This window comes from Flavobacterium amniphilum, from assembly GCF_023634845.1.
Taxonomy (GTDB): Bacteria; Bacteroidota; Bacteroidia; order Flavobacteriales; family Flavobacteriaceae; genus Flavobacterium; species Flavobacterium amniphilum.
On the sequence record NZ_JAMLJL010000020.1, the window covers coordinates 1 to 17,383 of the forward strand.

The window sequence follows — 17,383 nt, forward strand, 5'->3', positions numbered from 1 at the left end:
TATAAAAATTATCCATGGGAACCAATTGATCTAAATTGACAGTGGTAAATAACTTGGGAATAAATGTCTTTGTGCCTTGCATAGCTAAATATACGAAATTCTTATATTTGAGTTGTACAACAGGCACAGCGGTTAACTCTTCATCCAAGAAGTCCGGGAAATCTAACAATTTTTCAACAACTGCACAATAAAGATACCCCGTTCCGGTTTGCCGGTTAAATACCCTATAAGGCGTGTTTAATCCGTACCAAGGTAATGTACGGTGGCTGAGCTCCGGTTACTGAGCCTGTCGAAGTATCGAAGCCGACCCATACTTGACCCATACTAAAGCCATACTAAAGCCATACTAAAGCCATATCAAAGTAGTATCAAAGTAGTATCAAAGTAGTATCAAAGTAGTATCAAAGTAGTATCAAAGTAATATCGAAGTAATGTATTAGTAATATAGGAATGGAGTATAAGTATTGTTAGATTAGAAGATTGCCCGATTATCAGATTTTCAGACTTCTTAGAAGTTGAACCTCTCCGGTAACGAACCTTCAAACAATAAATCACAAACAATAAACATCCAACAAAAAACTCATAACTCATAACTCATAACTCATAACTTATATTTATTTTTGCGCCACAACAACACTAACTATGTACAAATCAATTATCCGCCCCGTTCTTTTCGGTTTCGATCCGGAAGAAGTGCACCATTTTACTTTTTCAGCTGTCCGAATTGCTAATAAGATTCCCGGAATACCCGGTCTTATCAAGACCATTTACAAAGTTAACGACCCGCGTCTGGAGCGTGAAGTATTCGGATTGAAGTTCAGTAACCCGGTCGGACTCGCAGCCGGATTTGATAAAGACGCGAAACTCTATCAGGAATTATCCAATTTCGGTTTCGGATTCATTGAAATCGGTACCCTGACCCCAAAAGGACAGGAAGGTAACCCAAAGAAAAGACTGTTCCGCTTATTGGAAGATTCTGCTATTATCAACAGAATGGGATTCAATAACGGAGGTGTTCTGGAAGCGGTTGAAAGATTGAAGAAGAACAAAGGCGTTCTCATAGGCGGTAACATCGGGAAGAATAAAGTAACCCCGAATGAAGAAGCTGTTAACGATTACGAAATCTGTTTTGAGGTCTTATTTCCCCATGTGGATTATTTCGTGGTGAATGTAAGTTCGCCTAATACTCCCGGATTAAGAGAACTACAGGAAAAGGAACCGTTGATTAAGTTACTGCAAACCCTTCAGGATTTAAATAATCAGAAAGAAAAGTCTAAACCTATCCTGCTTAAAATCGCTCCTGATTTAACAGATGACCAGTTACTGGACATCATTGAAATCGTAAAAGCAACGCAAATAGCAGGGGTAATTGCCACAAATACAACCATTTCCCGCGACGGTTTAAAATCTGTCAATAAAGAGGAGATGGGAGGGTTGTCCGGTAAGCCATTAACAAAACGTTCTACCGAAGTCATCCGTTTCCTTTCGGAAAAGAGCAATAAGGCTTTCCCGATTATCGGTGTCGGCGGTATCCATTCTGCTGATGATGCCATCGAAAAACTGGAAGCAGGAGCTTCTTTGATACAGTTGTATACCGGATTTATCTACGAAGGTCCCGCTCTGATCAAAGCAATTAATAAAAAGATTTTAGAAAAAGCATAAATAGTTTTACTTTTGAAGTCTATGAATGCCGAAAAAATCAAACTAGTAGAATGTCCGCGTGATGCCATGCAAGGCATCAAAGATTTTATCCCTACCGATAAAAAAGTACAATACATCCAGTCACTGCTGCGTGTTGGCTTTGATACCATCGATTTCGGAAGCTTTGTTTCGGCAAAAGCCATTCCGCAAATGCAGGATACTACCGAAGTTCTGGCTAAACTGGATTTGTCCAAAACAGACAGTAAGCTTTTAGCAATAATAGCTAATACACAGGGGGCCGAGAATGCATCGGTACACCCGGAAATTAACTACCTGGGGTTTCCTTTTTCCATTTCGGAAAACTTCCAGATGCGTAATACACATAAAACCATCGCCGAATCATTGGTAACCTTACAGGAAATCCTGAATATAGCTGACCGCTCTAATAAAGAAGTGGTGACTTACATCTCAATGGGCTTCGGAAATCCGTACGGCGACCCCTGGAATGTGGAAATCGTAGGGGAGTGGACAGAAAGACTTGCCAATATGGGAGTGAAAATACTCTCGCTTTCAGATACTGTCGGTTCTTCAACCCCTGAAGTAATCGATTACCTGTTCTCAAACCTTATCCCGAAATACCCACACATCGAGTTTGGTGCGCATCTGCATACCACTCCTGATAAATGGCATGAGAAAGTCGATGCTGCATATAAAGCAGGCTGCCGCCGCTTTGACGGTGCAATTCAGGGCTTTGGCGGTTGTCCCATGGCTACCGATAAACTGACCGGTAACATGCCTACAGAAAAACTCTTATCGTATTTTACAACCCAAAAAGCAGATCATAACTTGAGCGCCATGAGTTTTGAAAGTGCTTATAATGAAGCATTGAAAATATTCACGGTTTACCATTAATCGGTTGTTTTTATAAAACATACTACAGTTGTGGTATGTGGAATATACCTTTCGGTTTCATGTTTTGTGGTCTTTTTTGTGTACTCCGTAAGGATTTTCTTCTTTTTGGTTTGATTGTATTTTGCTTAAATTCAATAATTTAGCCTTGTAGTACTTTTCTATTTAAAAATAATCTAAATAAATTTTGACTATTTAGAATGTGTCTTTATATTTGCATCAAATTATTTTAATTCAATCTAAATAAAATACACCCATGAATTTTAAGAATATCTTTTTAGCTTCATTACCGGTTATGTCTTTATTTGTTGCTTCATGTTCAAATGATGACGAGGAACAGAAATTTGAGTATACAGTTCCTGAAACGTATACTTTTGAAAGAAACGCAGCTACAACTGTTGACTTTGGAGGTCAAACGAACAGATTGTTGATGTTACAGGAAATGGGTAACTATATCAAAAACCAAGCTACTGCTGGTGCTGTTGCTGATGATGCTAAATTATCAGACATGTACACAAATACAAACAGTCCTTTCGCTACTGCTGAATTAAACGCTGCTACTGATAAACAGTTGAAAAATAAAACAGCTGCTTCAAGAGATTTCTTCGTAAACTTCGGTGGTGGAGGTTCTTCTGTTGAACAGGCAAGCGTAAGAGGTTTCTTCGAAACACAATTTGATAATGCTGATGCTGCGAGTCAAGGTGTTGCAGCTTCTAACGGTGTTGCAGGTTTTTATGTGGATGGCTCTTCTAAAAGATTATATGATGCTAACGGTTTAGAGCCTCAACAGATCCTTTTAAAAGGTATGATGGGAGCTTGTTTAATGGATCAGGTATTGAACAATTATTTAAGTGTTTCAGTTCTTGACGAAGGTAACAACCGTAAAAATAATGATGATAAAGTTCTTGAAACTGGTAAAAACTATACTAAAATGGAACACCTTTGGGATGAAGCTTATGGTTACATCTACGGAGCTGGTGGTGGTAAATACTGGGATAGCTACATTAACCAAGTGAATGCTGATGCTGATTTCAACACTGTAAAAGCTGATATCAATGCTGCTTTCAGAAAAGGTAGAGCAGCTATCGTTGCAGGTGACTATAAAACACGTAATGAGCAAATCAAGATCATTAAAGAGAAATTTTCTATTGTTCCTGCTGTAAGAGCGGTGTTCTACTTAAAAGAAGGTAAAGCTAAGTTAACTGCTGGTGATGACGGAATCAAAGCTTTCCACGCTTTGTCTGAAGGATACGGTTTTATCATGAGCTTAAGATATACTAACAAGCCTGGAACAAACAATCCATACATGACTAAAGCTGAAGTAGACGCTATCTTAACTGAATTGATGGCTGGTACAGCTAAGCACGGTCTTTGGGATATCGATTACCTGAATTCACACATCGATGGTTTAGCTACTAAAATCGCTGAGAAATTCGGATTTACTGTTGCTCAGGCTCAGTCAATCTAAAAGATTATAAATTAAAAAAAGCAGAAGATAAATTCTTCTGCTTTTTTGTACTTTTGCACAAAATTTCAAAAAAGATGAAGAAAATATATTTGTTATTAAGCTTTCTGACACTTGGTGTATTTATTGCCTGTTCAGGTGACGGGGAATCAGATTCTTCGGGAGATAACTACAATAGAACGGATTTACTGACGAATTGGGCAGACAATATCATTATTCCGTCGTTTGAAAATTATCAGACTAAAGTTACTGATCTTAAAAATAAAGTAACGGCATTTAACGCCTCTCCGTCTAATACTACCCTGGCAGATGTCAGAACATCTTGGTTAGATGCTTACAAGGCATTTCAATATGTTTCAATATTTGAAATCGGGAAAGCGGAAGAAATGAACTTTATAAGCTTTACAAATATTTACCCTGCTAATACGGCTGCAATAGAAACCAATATTGCTAATGGAGGTTATAACCTGGCTTCTTTAACTCAAATCGATAAACAGGGATTTCCTGCCTTGGATTATATGATATATGGATTGGGAGCTGATGATGCAGCAATCTTAGGCTTTTATACAACTAATGGTAATGCTGTAAAATACAAGCAATACTTAACAGATTTGGCAGCAAGATTGAAAGATAATGCTGATGTAATCACAAATGACTGGAAAGGTGCGTACAGAAACACATTCATTGCAAGTAATGGTAATTCGGTAAGTAGTTCTGTAAACAGAATGGTAAATATCTTTGTCAAAAATTATGAGAAAAACGTTCGTGCTGGTAAAGTAGGTATACCGGCGGGTAAATTTTCATCAGGGACTACTTATGTGAATAAAGTAGAAGCTTATTACAAAAATGATGTTTCCAAAATTTTATTGAATGAGGCTGTAAAAGCTACTCAGGACTTTTTCAACGGAAAATATTTTAACGCTGCAACTACAAGCCATGGTTTGAAAGAATATCTGGATAATCTGAATGTAGTACGAAGCGGACAAAAATTAAGTGATATTATCAATAACCAGTTTACGGTAATCTATACTACTAACGGATTATTGAATGATAGTTTCTCCCAACAAATCACTTTGGATAATACAAAAATGCTTAATGCATACGATCAACTTCAGTTAAATGTACAGTATTTCAAAACGGATATGATGCCGGCTTTAAATATCACAGTTGATTATGTCGATGCTGATGGTGATTAATTATGTTGGATAGATTTAAAAACTATTTAAATAAAACTACAGAAACCACAACGCTAGCTTTTTTCAGGCTGGCGTTTGGTTTAATGATGCTTTTTAGTATTGTCCGGTTTGCATTGTATGGCTGGATTGATAAAATGTACATTAAACCGCAATTCCATTTTACTTATTACGGTTTCGGATGGGTAAAACCTCTCGGTGATTTTACGTATGTGTTGTTTTTTATTTGTGGCTTATCGGCTTTATTACTGGCAATAGGTTACAAATACAGAATAGCAACGGTCGTATTTTTCCTAAGTTTTACGTACATCGAACTGATGGATAAAACGACTTATCTTAACCACTATTACTTTATCTCGGTGGTGGCTTTCCTTCTTATTTTTTTGCCGGCAAATGCTTCTTATTCGGTTGATGCCTATAAAAACAAGAATTTAGCATTTCAACGTATACCGGCCTGGACAGTAGATGCTATTAAACTGATTTTGGGTATTGTTTATTTTTATGCCGGTTTGGCAAAACTAAATTCTGATTGGCTTGTAGATGCCATGCCTCTTAAAATATGGCTGCCAATGAGTTCCGGAATGCCGGTGGTAGGAGATTTCCTGAATCAAAATTGGGCTCACTATGCTTTCAGTTGGACTGGTGCTTTGTATGATTTAGGTATTCCGTTTTTATTATTGTACAGAAGAACAAGATTGTTCGGATTTGTTTTGGTTGTTATTTTTCACATATTTACCAAAATGCTTTTCCCGATCGGGGTTTTTCCATATGTCATGATTATCAGTACGCTGATTTTCTTTAATTCCGGGTTTCATGAGAAGGTATTAAAGAAAATAGCTGCTTTTTTTAAATTAGAGACGGATAGGTTCATAAACGGTAAGGTGATGATGCAGGAAGCTTCTGGATGGAATGGTCTTAAATTAAGTTTTGTTTCTTTGTTTTTGATTTTTCAGCTTGTTTTTCCATTTAGGTATCTGGCTTATCCGGAAGAATTGTTCTGGACTGAAGAAGGATATCGTTTCTCGTGGAGGGTAATGCTGATGGAAAAATCAGGCTATACGCAATTCAAAGTAACCGACTCAAAGACAAAACAAACGGTTTTAATTGAAAACAGTGAGTTTTTAACTCCTTTTCAGGAAAAACAAATGTCATTCCAACCGGATTTTATTTTAGAGTATGCGCATTTCCTGCGCGATTATTATATAGAAATGGGTTTTACAAGCCCGCAAGTCCATGCAGAGAGTTATGTCGCTCTCAACGGACGCCTGAGTCAGAGATATATCAACCCAGATGTCGATTTGGCCAAAGAAAAAGAATCATTCAAACATAAAACCTGGATACTTCCATTTACAGATGAGATTAAAGGATTATAAATTTTTAGCAGTAGCATTTTTACTAACTTTTAAAGTATTTTCGCAAAATTCAATTTCAGGAAACGTAGTTTCTTCCAATGGAATCAAATTGGATTATGTTGAGATTTTTGATAAAACAACAGGTTCAAAATCCTTTACAAATAAGGAAGGAAGTTTTGTGATTAATGTAAGCGGGAATGGAGCACATGAGTTGGTTTTTTATAAAGAAGGTTATGAAATAGTTGAACAGTCCATTGCTTCTTCAGCTAAAAATAATACAATTGTTTTGGATAAATTAACCCGGCTTTCCGAAGTAGTCATCAGTCAACAGCGTGAAAAGTTATCTGCAATCCGGAAATTGAAAGATATTGAAGGAACTGCAATCTATGCCGGTAAAAAAACGGAAGTTGTCCAATTGAACAAAATCATTGCTAATAAAGCAACAAATAATGCCAGACAGATCTTTTCACAAGTGGTCGGACTCACGATAAATGAGAGTAATGACGGCGGATTGCAGCTTTCAATCGGCGGCCGTGGTTTGGATCCTAACCGTACTTCTAATTTCAATACACGTCAAAACGGATATGATATCAGTGCCGATGTTTTGGGGTATCCGGAAAGTTATTATGCCACACCTACGGAAGCTTTGGAGGAAATCCAGATTGTCCGTGGTGCCGCATCATTACAGTATGGAACACAATTCGGAGGTATGATTAATTTCCAATTGAAAAGTCCGAGTAAAAAGGAAATGGAAATTACCCAGCGTTTGACCGGCGGCTCTTATGATTTGTTTACCAGTTTTACGAGCTTGAGCGGTACCAATGGTAAATTCAGCCATTATTCATTTTACAATTATAAACAGGGAAATGGTTTTAGGCCAAATTCACAATTTGATGCAAAAAACTTTTTCACAAACCTTAATTACCAGATTTCACCGAAAACTTCTTTGCATTTTGATTATACCCATTTCGATTACCTTGCAAAACAACCCGGTGGTTTAACTGATTATATGTTCAATCAGGATCCGACTCAAAGCAACAGAAGCCGGAACTGGTTTGATATCAACTGGAATCTATTTGCATTGAAATTGAAACATAAGTTTGATAACAATGCTGATTTATCGGTTCAATTATTTGGGTTGGATGCTTCAAGAAAGGCTTTAGGGTACAGGTCTAACCGCGTTGCAAATCCTGATACACCCGGTACCGAAAGGGATTTGATTATTGGTGACTTCGTGAACTGGGGAACAGAAATACGTTATCTGAAGAAATATGATTTGTTTAAGAATAACAGTGCATTTTTAATTGGCGCAAAATACTATCAGTCTGATAACGCAGGTATTCAAGGTGCCGGAAGTTCAGGAAGTGATGCCAATTTTGATTTGGCAGATGACGAATTCCCTTTTTACGGAACCCAGTCTTCTTATAAGTTCCCGAATTTAAACGTTGCTGTATTCGGAGAGAATATTTTCAGAGTATCGCCAACTCTTTCAATTACACCCGGATTCCGTTATGAAATTATCAAAACACAGGCTAACGGAAGTTATAGAAGAATTAACCGTGATTTAGCCGGTAATGTGATTTTTGATGAAACAGTTGTTGAACACAATGTTAAGGAAAGAAACTTTTTATTGTTGGGAATAGGGCTTAGTTATAAACCACTAAACGGAATTGAGGTATATGGAAATGTTTCACAAAACTACCGTTCAGTAACTTTTAATGATATCAGGACTGCAAGTCCGAGTCAGGCTATTGACGAGAATATTACAGATGAAAGCGGATACAGTTCTGATATTGGAGTTAGAGGAAAAATAGGGAACTCAGTTTCTTTTGATGTTAGTGGATTTGCACTGTATTATGATGATAAAATTGGCGAATATGAAACTCCTAACCCTAATGGAGGCGGTGCTGTTGTTAGATTCAGAGATAACATCGGTACGGCAATAACCTATGGTTTTGAAAGTATGATCGACTGGAATCTACGTAATATTTTTCTTGGTGAAAAAGAAAACATCATCTGGAATATTTTTACAAATGCTTCCATAACCGAATCTGAATATCTGAAATCAGATGTTCCGAATGTTCAGGGAAATAAAGTAGAATTCGTACCGCTTTATAATTTAAAAGCCGGAATGGGATTCGGATATAAAAACTTCCTTTCACATTTGCAGGTTTCGTATGTTTCATCTGAGTTTACCGATGCAGAGAATCATACAACAGACAGTAATGATAATGTTTACGGTATATTCGGTAAAATCCCTTCCTATTATGTGATGGATTTTTCAACGGCTTACAAATGGAAAAGATTTAAATTGGAGACGGGTGTGAACAACCTGACCAATAACTGGTATTTTACGCGTAGGGCTACAGGATATCCGGGGCCTGGGATAATTCCTTCGGAACCGAGAACATTTTATATGTCACTTGAATTTGTTTTTTAAAGAGAAGTTAAAACTGTTTTTCAGGTTCGGATAATTTTACTATATTTGCATGCAATTTAACTACAACTACAAATTGCAACATGAAAGCACATTCTGCTAAAATTGTCGGAGAAGGATTAACCTATGACGACGTTCTGTTAGTTCCAAACTATTCAGAAATCCTGCCACGCGAAGTAAGTATCAAAACTAAATTCACGAAAAACATTACGCTGAACACGCCTATAGTATCTGCTGCCATGGATACGGTAACAGAAAGTGCAATGGCTATTGCCATGGCTCAAGAAGGTGGTATTGGTGTTTTGCATAAAAACATGTCAATAAAAAAGCAGGCAGCGGAAGTACGTAAGGTTAAACGTGCCGAAAGCGGTATGATCATTGATCCGGTTACTTTACCTTTAACTGCAACTGTTGGTGATGCTAAACAAGTAATGCGTGAATTCAGTATCGGAGGTATTCCGGTGGTGGATGATAATCAGGTTTTGAAAGGAATTGTAACCAACCGCGATTTGCGTTTTGAAAAAAACAATGAAAGAGCCATTACTGAAGTGATGACTTCCCAAAACTTAGTAACTGCTCCGGAAGGAACAACATTGGCTCAAGCCGAAGAAATTCTTCAGGGAAATAAAATTGAAAAACTACCGGTAGTAAATTCAGAATATAAATTAGTTGGTTTAATCACATTCCGTGATATCACAAAACTGACACAAAAACCCAATGCAAATAAAGACCAATTCGGACGCTTGCGCGTTGCTGCAGCTTTAGGAGTAACTGTTGACGCTGTTGACAGGGCAGAAGCACTTGTAAATGCAGGTGTGGATGCAGTAATTATTGATACGGCACACGGACATACTAAAGGTGTGGTGGATGTATTGAAACAGGTAAAAGCTAAATTCCCACAGTTGGATGTAGTGGTTGGAAACATCGCTACACCTGAAGCAGCTTTATACCTTGCTGAGAATGGTGCAGATGCGGTTAAAGTAGGTATCGGCCCGGGTTCAATCTGTACAACACGTGTTGTGGCAGGTGTTGGTTTTCCGCAATTCTCTGCAGTATTAGAAGTAGCAGCAGCGTTACGTGGTACAGGGGTTCCTGTTATTGCTGATGGCGGTATCCGTTATACGGGAGATATTCCGAAAGCAATTGCAGCCGGTGCTGACAGTGTGATGTTAGGTTCGTTATTGGCCGGTACCAAAGAATCACCGGGTGAAACAATCATTTTTGAAGGAAGAAAATTCAAATCATACCGTGGAATGGGTTCTGTTGAAGCGATGAAAGAAGGTTCAAAAGACCGTTATTTCCAGGATGTGGAAGATGACGTTAAAAAACTGGTTCCGGAAGGAATCGTTGGACGCGTACCATATAAAGGTGAACTAAACGAAAGTATGCTACAGTTTGTTGGAGGTTTGCGTGCCGGAATGGGTTATTGTGGTGCTAAAGATATTGAAACACTGCAAACTACAGGCCGCTTCGTAAGAATTACTGCCAGCGGAATCGGTGAAAGCCATCCGCACAATGTGACCATCACAAAAGAAGCTCCGAATTATTCAAGATAAGAGTTAAAAAATCCTGATAAATTTAAATCCATTCAATTGAATGGATTTTTTTATTGTCTATTTCGTATTTTTTAAAACTTTAATTTGGTATAGTGTATTTTTTATAGGGGTAAATTTTTGAATTTGTAAAAATTAATGGCTAGCGTTATTGTTTTTATAGGGTTGATTATATTTAGAATGGATTTTTAAATATTTTACCTATGAAAAGAAAGTATTTTTTAGCCTTTATTCTATTGGCACTGGCATTAACATCATTGTTAATTGATTTCGAACCTTCAGCAACACCAAATTCAGTGAAAGTACAATTCGACAGCGGTGATACTGCCTGGATGATTGTGGCTACTGCATTGGTATTGCTGATGACGCCCGGTTTAGGTTTCTTCTACGGAGGAATGGTTGGAAAAAAGAACGTAATCAGTACGATGTTGCAGAGTTTTATGGCGATGGTCATCGTAAGTGTATTGTGGGTTGTAATTGGTTACGGCTTGTCTTTTGGCGATTCCTGGCACGGTATCATCGGCAACCCTTTTGATAACCTGTTTTTTAATCAGGTAGGCGTTGACCGTTCATGGAGTCTCGCACCAACAATCCCATTATTACTGTTTGCTTTGTTTCAGGCAAAATTCGCCATCATTACACCGGCTTTAATTACCGGAGCTTTTGCCGAAAGAATCCGTTTCTGGGCTTATTTGCTCTTCATGGTTTTGTTCATATTGGTTGTGTATGCACCATTAACACATTGCGCCTGGCATCCGGAAGGTATTTTCTTTAAAATGGGTGTATTGGATTTTGCCGGCGGCGTTGCCGTACACATGAGTGCCGGTTGGGCAGCTTTGGCAGGAGCAATTTTCCTGGGTAAACGTAAAAACCAGAAGAACAGTCCGGCGAGAATCACATATGTACTTTTGGGAACCGGATTATTATGGTTTGGCTGGTTCGGATTTAATGCAGGATCTGCCATGGGGGCCAATCATCTGGCCGTACAGGCTTTGTCAACAACTACGGTAGCAGCAGCTACTGCATCGATGGCCTGGGTTTTTTATGATAAAATCATCGGCCACAAACTATCGGCTATGGGTGCTTGTATCGGAGCGGTTGTAGGTTTGGTAGCCATAACTCCGGCAGCCGGGTTTGTAAGTATTCCACACGCTATTTTCATTGGCTTGTTCAGCAGTGTGGCCAGTAATATAATCGTATCTAAGTTCCCGAAAGGTAAAATCGACGATGCTTTGGATGTTTTCAGTTGTCACGGAGTAGGAGGAATGGTAGGAATGTTGCTTACCGGTGTTTTTGCTTCAAAAGAAATCAACCCGGCCATCGAGCATCAGGGATTGTTTTTTGGTGAAACCAAATTATTCTTCAGTCATTTGCTGGTTTTAATCCTGGTTTCAGTCTTTTCATTTGTGATGTCTTACGTTCTGTTTTATGTTGTAAATAAAATAACACCACTAAGAGTCAGTCATGAGAAAGAAGAATTAGGTTTGGATATTACCCAACATGGAGAATACTTATAGATAGTGACTAGTGATTAGTTAAGAGTAATTAGTGTTCGGTCCTTGCTAAAATAGTAAAGCATCCGGTAAAGCTTTCATGTCATGAAGTAATACACGCAAATTTTGACATGGAGGCTTTCCGGATGCTTTTTTTAAATAAAGCGGCTTTCGTGGACGATAATTTCGTTCCAGTTGAAGACGTCTGTTCCGGTTTCTGAAAAAACTTTGGTCAAAGTGTCAGAATAGAGTTTTTTGAGGTTGCTCATTTTTCCGGAGACGTACTCATCAAAAGCCGAATCTTTCAAAGAACTGATATTTCCTAAACAATAATCCGGATTAAAACCGTAAGCCATCGGAATTATCTTCCCCGAATCATCTACGATTATGGTGTCAAAGTAATCGGAGATCTTCGTGTAGGTTTCAGTTGATTTGCAAAACGGATTCACAATTTCAGGAAAGTCTTTCAGGTATTCCTTGTGTAGTAAATCCAATTGGATAATCATTTTATGTTGGTATTTATCGGTTAAATAGTTGGACAGAATGAACGCTTTGTATGCGAGTGTATCATCTAAAGAGGAATCTTTAAGCTCTTCAAGTGCTCTTCCGTACATTTCCAATGGATGGAGTTGCAATAACTTTGCGTTGTGCTCATAAGCAAAGTCCCCCAGCCATATTAAATCTTCCCAGCTGTCAGGAGTAATCGTGTGTATAAATCCGAAATACTTTCCGTGTGAATTCAATACATCTACTCCTTTTAGCATTTTTTCAAAAGCACCGGCCTGACCTCTTATTTTGTCATGGAGTTCTTTTTTTCCGTCAATGCTGATGGCAATAATATCGATGTGTTGCAATAAGTTTTGATTCCTGTCCGATTGCAATAACATTCCGTTTGTGGCCAGTGCATTCTGAAACCCCAGTGATTTGCTGAATTTCAAAAGCTCTTCCAGGTTTTTATACAAAAAAGGTTCGCCTCCGGACAATGAGATATTGTTATATCCCTGTTCTCTGGCATACACCAGAAATGACTTTAACTCTTCTATGTCCAGCATCTGGCTGTAATGGGGTGACGAACTCGAATAACAATGCAGGCATGATAAATTACACTTCCGGCTGGGATGAATCTGGATGGTTTTAAACAGACTGCTTTCAACAGCAGTCTGTTTAACTGTCATGGCAGGTTCCATTTTTTAACGGACGTACCCTTCAAACCGGAAACCTTCCGGATTAATGATTCCGTACGGAAAGACTTTGAACCGTGAAAGATTGTCTATCTGGTTAAAGTGTTTCCAGAACTCAGGATCAATAATACCGTTGATTAAAATCCGGTCTACATGTACTTTTCCCTTAATGCTTACCTGATCAATGACCAATCCCTGTCTTTTTAAAGATACAATGGCGCTTGATGTTCTTTTCAGAAACGTTTTGTCCAAATCGTACTGATTCAGCTTTTGCATCAAAAGCCTTTCAAAATCCTTTACGTTATCCATAAGCATTACATTTAAAGGTTGTGCTTACTCTGTCCAGTTTTCAGCTTCCCTGGTTAATCGGAAAGGGTTAAAAATTAAATGCTTAATTGCTAAAATGGTAATAGTTTTAGTTGTTTGATTAATAGATACCGCTTTAACAGTTGAAGTAAAAAATAAAATGCTTTTGGAATATTGTTGTATTTACTTTAGCCGCAAGATTATTTGCTAATTACAAAGTTAACAAGGGGATTTGCACTTGCCGTACGGTTTTTCCTTATAAATTGTTAAGTCATATAAATAAAAAATCCCGACGAATCGGGATTTAAGATAATATCGGGAATAATTATATACCTAAATAATTGCTTGGGGTGATTTGTTTCAATTCCGATTTGATAGCATCCGAAACATTCAGGGTTTCGATAAAAGCGTGAATCGATTCTTTATTGATAACCGAATTCGTTCTTGTTAAATCTTTCAAGGCTTCATACGGATTTGGGTAAGCTTCCCTTCTCAAAATGGTTTGAATCGCTTCTGCAACCACTGCCCAGTTTTTCTCCAAGTCTTCAGCGAACTTATCTTCATTCAGTAACAACTTGTTCAATCCTTTTAAAGTCGCTTCAAAAGCAATGATGGTGTGTCCCATCGGAACACCAATGTTTCTTAAAACCGTACTGTCGGTCAGGTCACGCTGTAATCTTGAAATAGGTAATTTAGCCGATAAATGCTCAAAAATAGCGTTGGCAATACCTAAGTTTCCTTCCGAGTTTTCAAAATCGATCGGGTTGACTTTATGTGGCATGGCAGAAGAACCAATTTCTCCGGCTTTGATTTTCTGTTTGAAATAATCCATCGAAACATACGTCCAGATATCTCTGTCCAAATCAATCAAAATCGTGTTGATGCGTTTCAAAGCATCGAAGAAAGCCGCAAAATGATCGTAATGTTCAATTTGGGTTGTAGGAAACGAATGGTGTAATCCTAAGCTTTCCTCTACGAATTGTGTTCCGAAAGCTTTCCAATCGTTGTTAGGGTATGCAATTTTGTGAGCATTGTAGTTCCCGGTTGCACCGCCAAACTTAGCAGCAAAAGGGATGTTGTACAACAAACGCATTTGTTCTTCCAAACGCTCCACAAAAACCAGGATTTCCTTTCCTAAACGGGTAGGAGAGGCAGGTTGGCCGTGAGTGCGGGCTAACATCGGGATATCTTTCCATTCCACGCTTAATTCTTTTAGTTTAGCCACCACATTGATTAATGTTGGTAAATATACTTTCTCATAAGCATCTTTGGTTGATAAAGGAATCGCAGTATTATTGATATCCTGAGAAGTTAATCCGAAGTGGATGAACTCTTTATATTGCTGCAGGTTTAAAGCATCAAATTTAGCTTTGATGAAATATTCCACTGCTTTTACATCGTGATTGGTAGTCTTTTCGGTTTCCTTGATCCATAAAGCATCTTCGGTAGCGAAGTTCTCATAGATCTTTCTCAAATCGGCATACAGGTTTTTATCTACACCGGACAGTTGTGGCAATCCCGCTTCACAAAGCGCGATAAAATATTCAACTTCAATTAGTACGCGGTATTTGATTAAGGCTTCTTCAGAAAAGTAAGGTGCCAGTGAAACCGTTTTATTTCTATAACGTCCGTCAATAGGCGAAATAGCATTCAGTTCAGTTAATTGCATTTTGTTGTGTGTTGTTAAAGAAAGGGCAAAAGTAATTATAAGTTGTGAGTTATGAATTATGAGTTATGAGTTTTTTGAATTATTTGTTTATAGTTTGTTGTTTCAGGTTTTAGAAGCAAACAACAAACAACAAACTATAAACTACTTATAATTCATAACTCATAATTCTTTCCATTCCTTCACTCGCGCTCATGGCTAAAACCTCCAGCGGATTAGCGAGATCGTAAATAGTTGCCGGATTAGGGTCGATGTAATACACCGGAACATGTGGCTTCGCATAATGCATTAGTCCGGCGGCAGGGTATACCTGTAATGAAGTTCCGATGATAATCACCACATCCGCTTCTTCCATCATGGGAATGGCTTGCTCGATGGCCGGAACTTCTTCGCCGAACCACACGATATGTGGTCGCAGTTGCTTTCCGTTATTGTCGGTATCACCTAAATGCAGGTCATTCGTCCAATCAAGAATAAAGTTCTCATCGGCAACACTTCTCACTTTGGTTAATTCACCATGCAAATGCAAAATATTGGAACTTCCGGCTTTTTCATGGAGATTATCTACGTTTTGAGTGATGATCTGAACATCATGATCTTTTTCCATTTCAGCCAGTATTTCATGGCCACGGTTGGGTTTTACCTCTTTCAGCTGGGCTCTTCTTTTGTTATAAAAATCAAGTACTAAAGCAGGATTGTTTAGCCAGCCTTCCGGCGAAGCCACTTCCATGATGTCGTGATTTTCCCATAAACCGTTCGAATCTCTGAACGTACTGATTCCGCTTTCGGCACTCATTCCGGCGCCGGTTAAAACAACTATTTTCTTTTTCATATTCATATTTTATATTTTGGGCGTGCCCCAGTCTGGTGGTTTCGGAAGTTTTAACCTATATTTCATAATTTTCTACCACCAGCCTGCGTCAGGCTATCCGCTGCAAGTCCTCGGTCGTACCTCCCTGTGGGCTTTCCGCTGCTATCCTTCACGCGTTCTGTCAATAAGGATTATCTTTCAAATAATACTCTTTGGCAAGTTATGAATTTTTAGTCCTTAGCCCTTAGTTCCTAGTCCTTAGTTTTTGATAACCGGTAATTGTTTTTTACTTTTTTCTGTAATAAATAATAATTCAATATAACTAAATTAGGATTATTTTTCTTTTTAGAAATACTAAGTATTATGCGCTATGGACTAACAGCTATTCACCAATCACACTTCACTAATCAACCAAAAATGTAAACCAGGTACTCTAAAAGACTGGAGCTTGAGTATAAAAGACTGGATGTTAAGTAAAAAAGACTGGAATTTGAGTAAATAAGGCTGGACGTTGAGTAAAAAAGGCTGGACGTTGAGTATAAAAGGCTGGAATTTGAGTAAAAAAGGCTGGATGTTGAGTAAAAAAGACTGGAACTAAGTACTATCACACTTCACTAATCACTAGTTACTAAGGGCTAAGTGCTAATCACTAAGGACTAAAACACTATCTTTGCCCAAAATACATAAATACCAATCAAAATGCAATCGTTATTCCAAGACGAAAACTATTTACACTATTTAGAGGAGTTCATCACCGAAAGCCGTAAAGAAGGATTTTTGCGCGTATTGTCACAGCGTACCAAACATTTTACGGTAGTTTGCGAAGATCTGTACCAGTTGCACAACACCAGTGCCGTGATGCGCAGTTGTGAAGTATTCGGGGTGCAGGAATTGCATGTAGTGGAACAAAAGTATGGTAAGGATATCGACAAAGAAATTGCCATGGGTGCCGAGAAATGGGTAGACATACACCGTTATTCCACTAATCAGGCGAGTATCGATCATTTAAAAGCGCAGGGTTATCAGATCATTGCCACAACGCCCCATGAAAATGACTGCATGCTGGAAGATTTTGATATTACAAAACCTTCGGCTTTGTTCTTTGGAACAGAGCGTCATGGTTTATCGGAAGAAGTATTGCAACAGGCAGACGGTTTTGTAAAAATCCCGATGGTAGGCTTTACCGAAAGCCTGAACATATCGGTTTCAGCTGCCATTATACTCCAGAATGTGTCGACACGTTTGCGTCATTCCGATATACAATGGCAACTCACCGAAGCCGAATTGCTTGAAAAAAGGATCGACTGGACCCGTAAATCCATCAAGGATATAGATTTTATTACTAATAAGTATTTAGAAAGTCAGAAATTGTAAGC

At 38.3% G+C, this 17,383-nt stretch carries 13 protein-coding genes; 9 read left to right on the forward strand and 4 right to left on the reverse strand.

From position 1 onward, the window contains the following. Positions 1-642: 642 nt before the first annotated feature. The 8 genes from NAT51_RS17115 (at position 643) to NAT51_RS17150 (ending at position 12,067) form a co-directional block, all read left to right on the forward strand. Complete coding sequence (locus NAT51_RS17115) at positions 643-1,662, forward strand: quinone-dependent dihydroorotate dehydrogenase (protein ID WP_250600872.1); 1,020 nt, start codon at positions 643-645, stop codon at positions 1,660-1,662. 21 nt (positions 1,663-1,683) lie between these two features. Continuing rightward, entirely contained in the window at positions 1,684-2,553 is an 870-nt protein-coding gene (locus NAT51_RS17120) for a hydroxymethylglutaryl-CoA lyase (RefSeq protein ID WP_250600874.1), read from the forward strand. A 253-nt stretch (positions 2,554-2,806) separates the two neighbouring features. Next, positions 2,807-4,018 (forward strand): DUF4856 domain-containing protein, encoded by a 1,212-nt coding sequence (locus tag NAT51_RS17125; RefSeq protein WP_250600876.1) that lies wholly within the window; start codon positions 2,807-2,809, stop codon positions 4,016-4,018. Positions 4,019-4,092: 74 nt separating this feature from the next. Then, positions 4,093-5,211 (forward strand): imelysin family protein, encoded by a 1,119-nt coding sequence (locus tag NAT51_RS17130; protein ID WP_250600878.1) that lies wholly within the window; start codon positions 4,093-4,095, stop codon positions 5,209-5,211. A gap of 2 nt (positions 5,212-5,213) precedes the next feature. Then, positions 5,214-6,581, forward strand: a complete 1,368-nt coding sequence (locus NAT51_RS17135; RefSeq protein ID WP_250600880.1) for an HTTM domain-containing protein — start codon at positions 5,214-5,216, stop codon at positions 6,579-6,581. Continuing rightward, positions 6,562-9,000, forward strand: a complete 2,439-nt coding sequence (locus NAT51_RS17140) for a TonB-dependent receptor domain-containing protein (RefSeq protein WP_250600881.1) — start codon at positions 6,562-6,564, stop codon at positions 8,998-9,000. The genes NAT51_RS17135 and NAT51_RS17140 overlap by 20 nt, the downstream gene beginning before the upstream one ends. 80 nt (positions 9,001-9,080) lie before the next feature. Beyond that, positions 9,081-10,553 carry an IMP dehydrogenase gene (gene guaB / locus NAT51_RS17145; RefSeq protein ID WP_250600883.1) on the forward strand — a complete coding sequence of 491 codons (1,473 nt, stop codon included), beginning with the start codon at positions 9,081-9,083 and terminating at the stop codon, positions 10,551-10,553. Positions 10,554-10,753: 200 nt separating this feature from the next. Next, entirely contained in the window at positions 10,754-12,067 is a 1,314-nt protein-coding gene (locus NAT51_RS17150) for an ammonium transporter (RefSeq protein WP_250600885.1), read from the forward strand. A 131-nt stretch (positions 12,068-12,198) separates the two neighbouring features. Here NAT51_RS17150 and NAT51_RS17155 read toward each other — a convergent pair whose 3' ends face one another. The 4 genes from NAT51_RS17155 to NAT51_RS17170 all read right to left on the reverse strand — a co-directional run bounded on the left by NAT51_RS17155 (position 12,199) and on the right by NAT51_RS17170 (position 16,028). After that, complete coding sequence (locus NAT51_RS17155; RefSeq protein ID WP_250600887.1) at positions 12,199-13,218, reverse strand: radical SAM protein; 1,020 nt, start codon at positions 13,216-13,218, stop codon at positions 12,199-12,201. Positions 13,219-13,233: 15 nt separating this feature from the next. Further along, complete coding sequence (locus NAT51_RS17160) at positions 13,234-13,533, reverse strand: hypothetical protein (RefSeq protein WP_250600889.1); 300 nt, start codon at positions 13,531-13,533, stop codon at positions 13,234-13,236. Between the two features lie 322 nt (positions 13,534-13,855). Beyond that, the gene (gene purB / locus NAT51_RS17165) at positions 13,856-15,199 is read right to left on the reverse strand and encodes an adenylosuccinate lyase (RefSeq protein WP_250600891.1); all 1,344 of its coding nucleotides are present in this window, start codon (positions 15,197-15,199) and stop codon (positions 13,856-13,858) included. A gap of 145 nt (positions 15,200-15,344) precedes the next feature. After that, positions 15,345-16,028: an SIR2 family NAD-dependent protein deacylase gene (locus tag NAT51_RS17170; RefSeq protein ID WP_250600893.1), complete on the reverse strand. Its 684-nt coding sequence runs from the start codon at positions 16,026-16,028 to the stop codon at positions 15,345-15,347. A 678-nt stretch (positions 16,029-16,706) separates the two neighbouring features. On the opposite strand from NAT51_RS17170, the gene NAT51_RS17175 reads away from it, so the two are divergent. Next, complete coding sequence (locus NAT51_RS17175; protein WP_250600895.1) at positions 16,707-17,381, forward strand: TrmH family RNA methyltransferase; 675 nt, start codon at positions 16,707-16,709, stop codon at positions 17,379-17,381. The last annotated feature ends 2 nt before the right edge of the window (positions 17,382-17,383 follow it).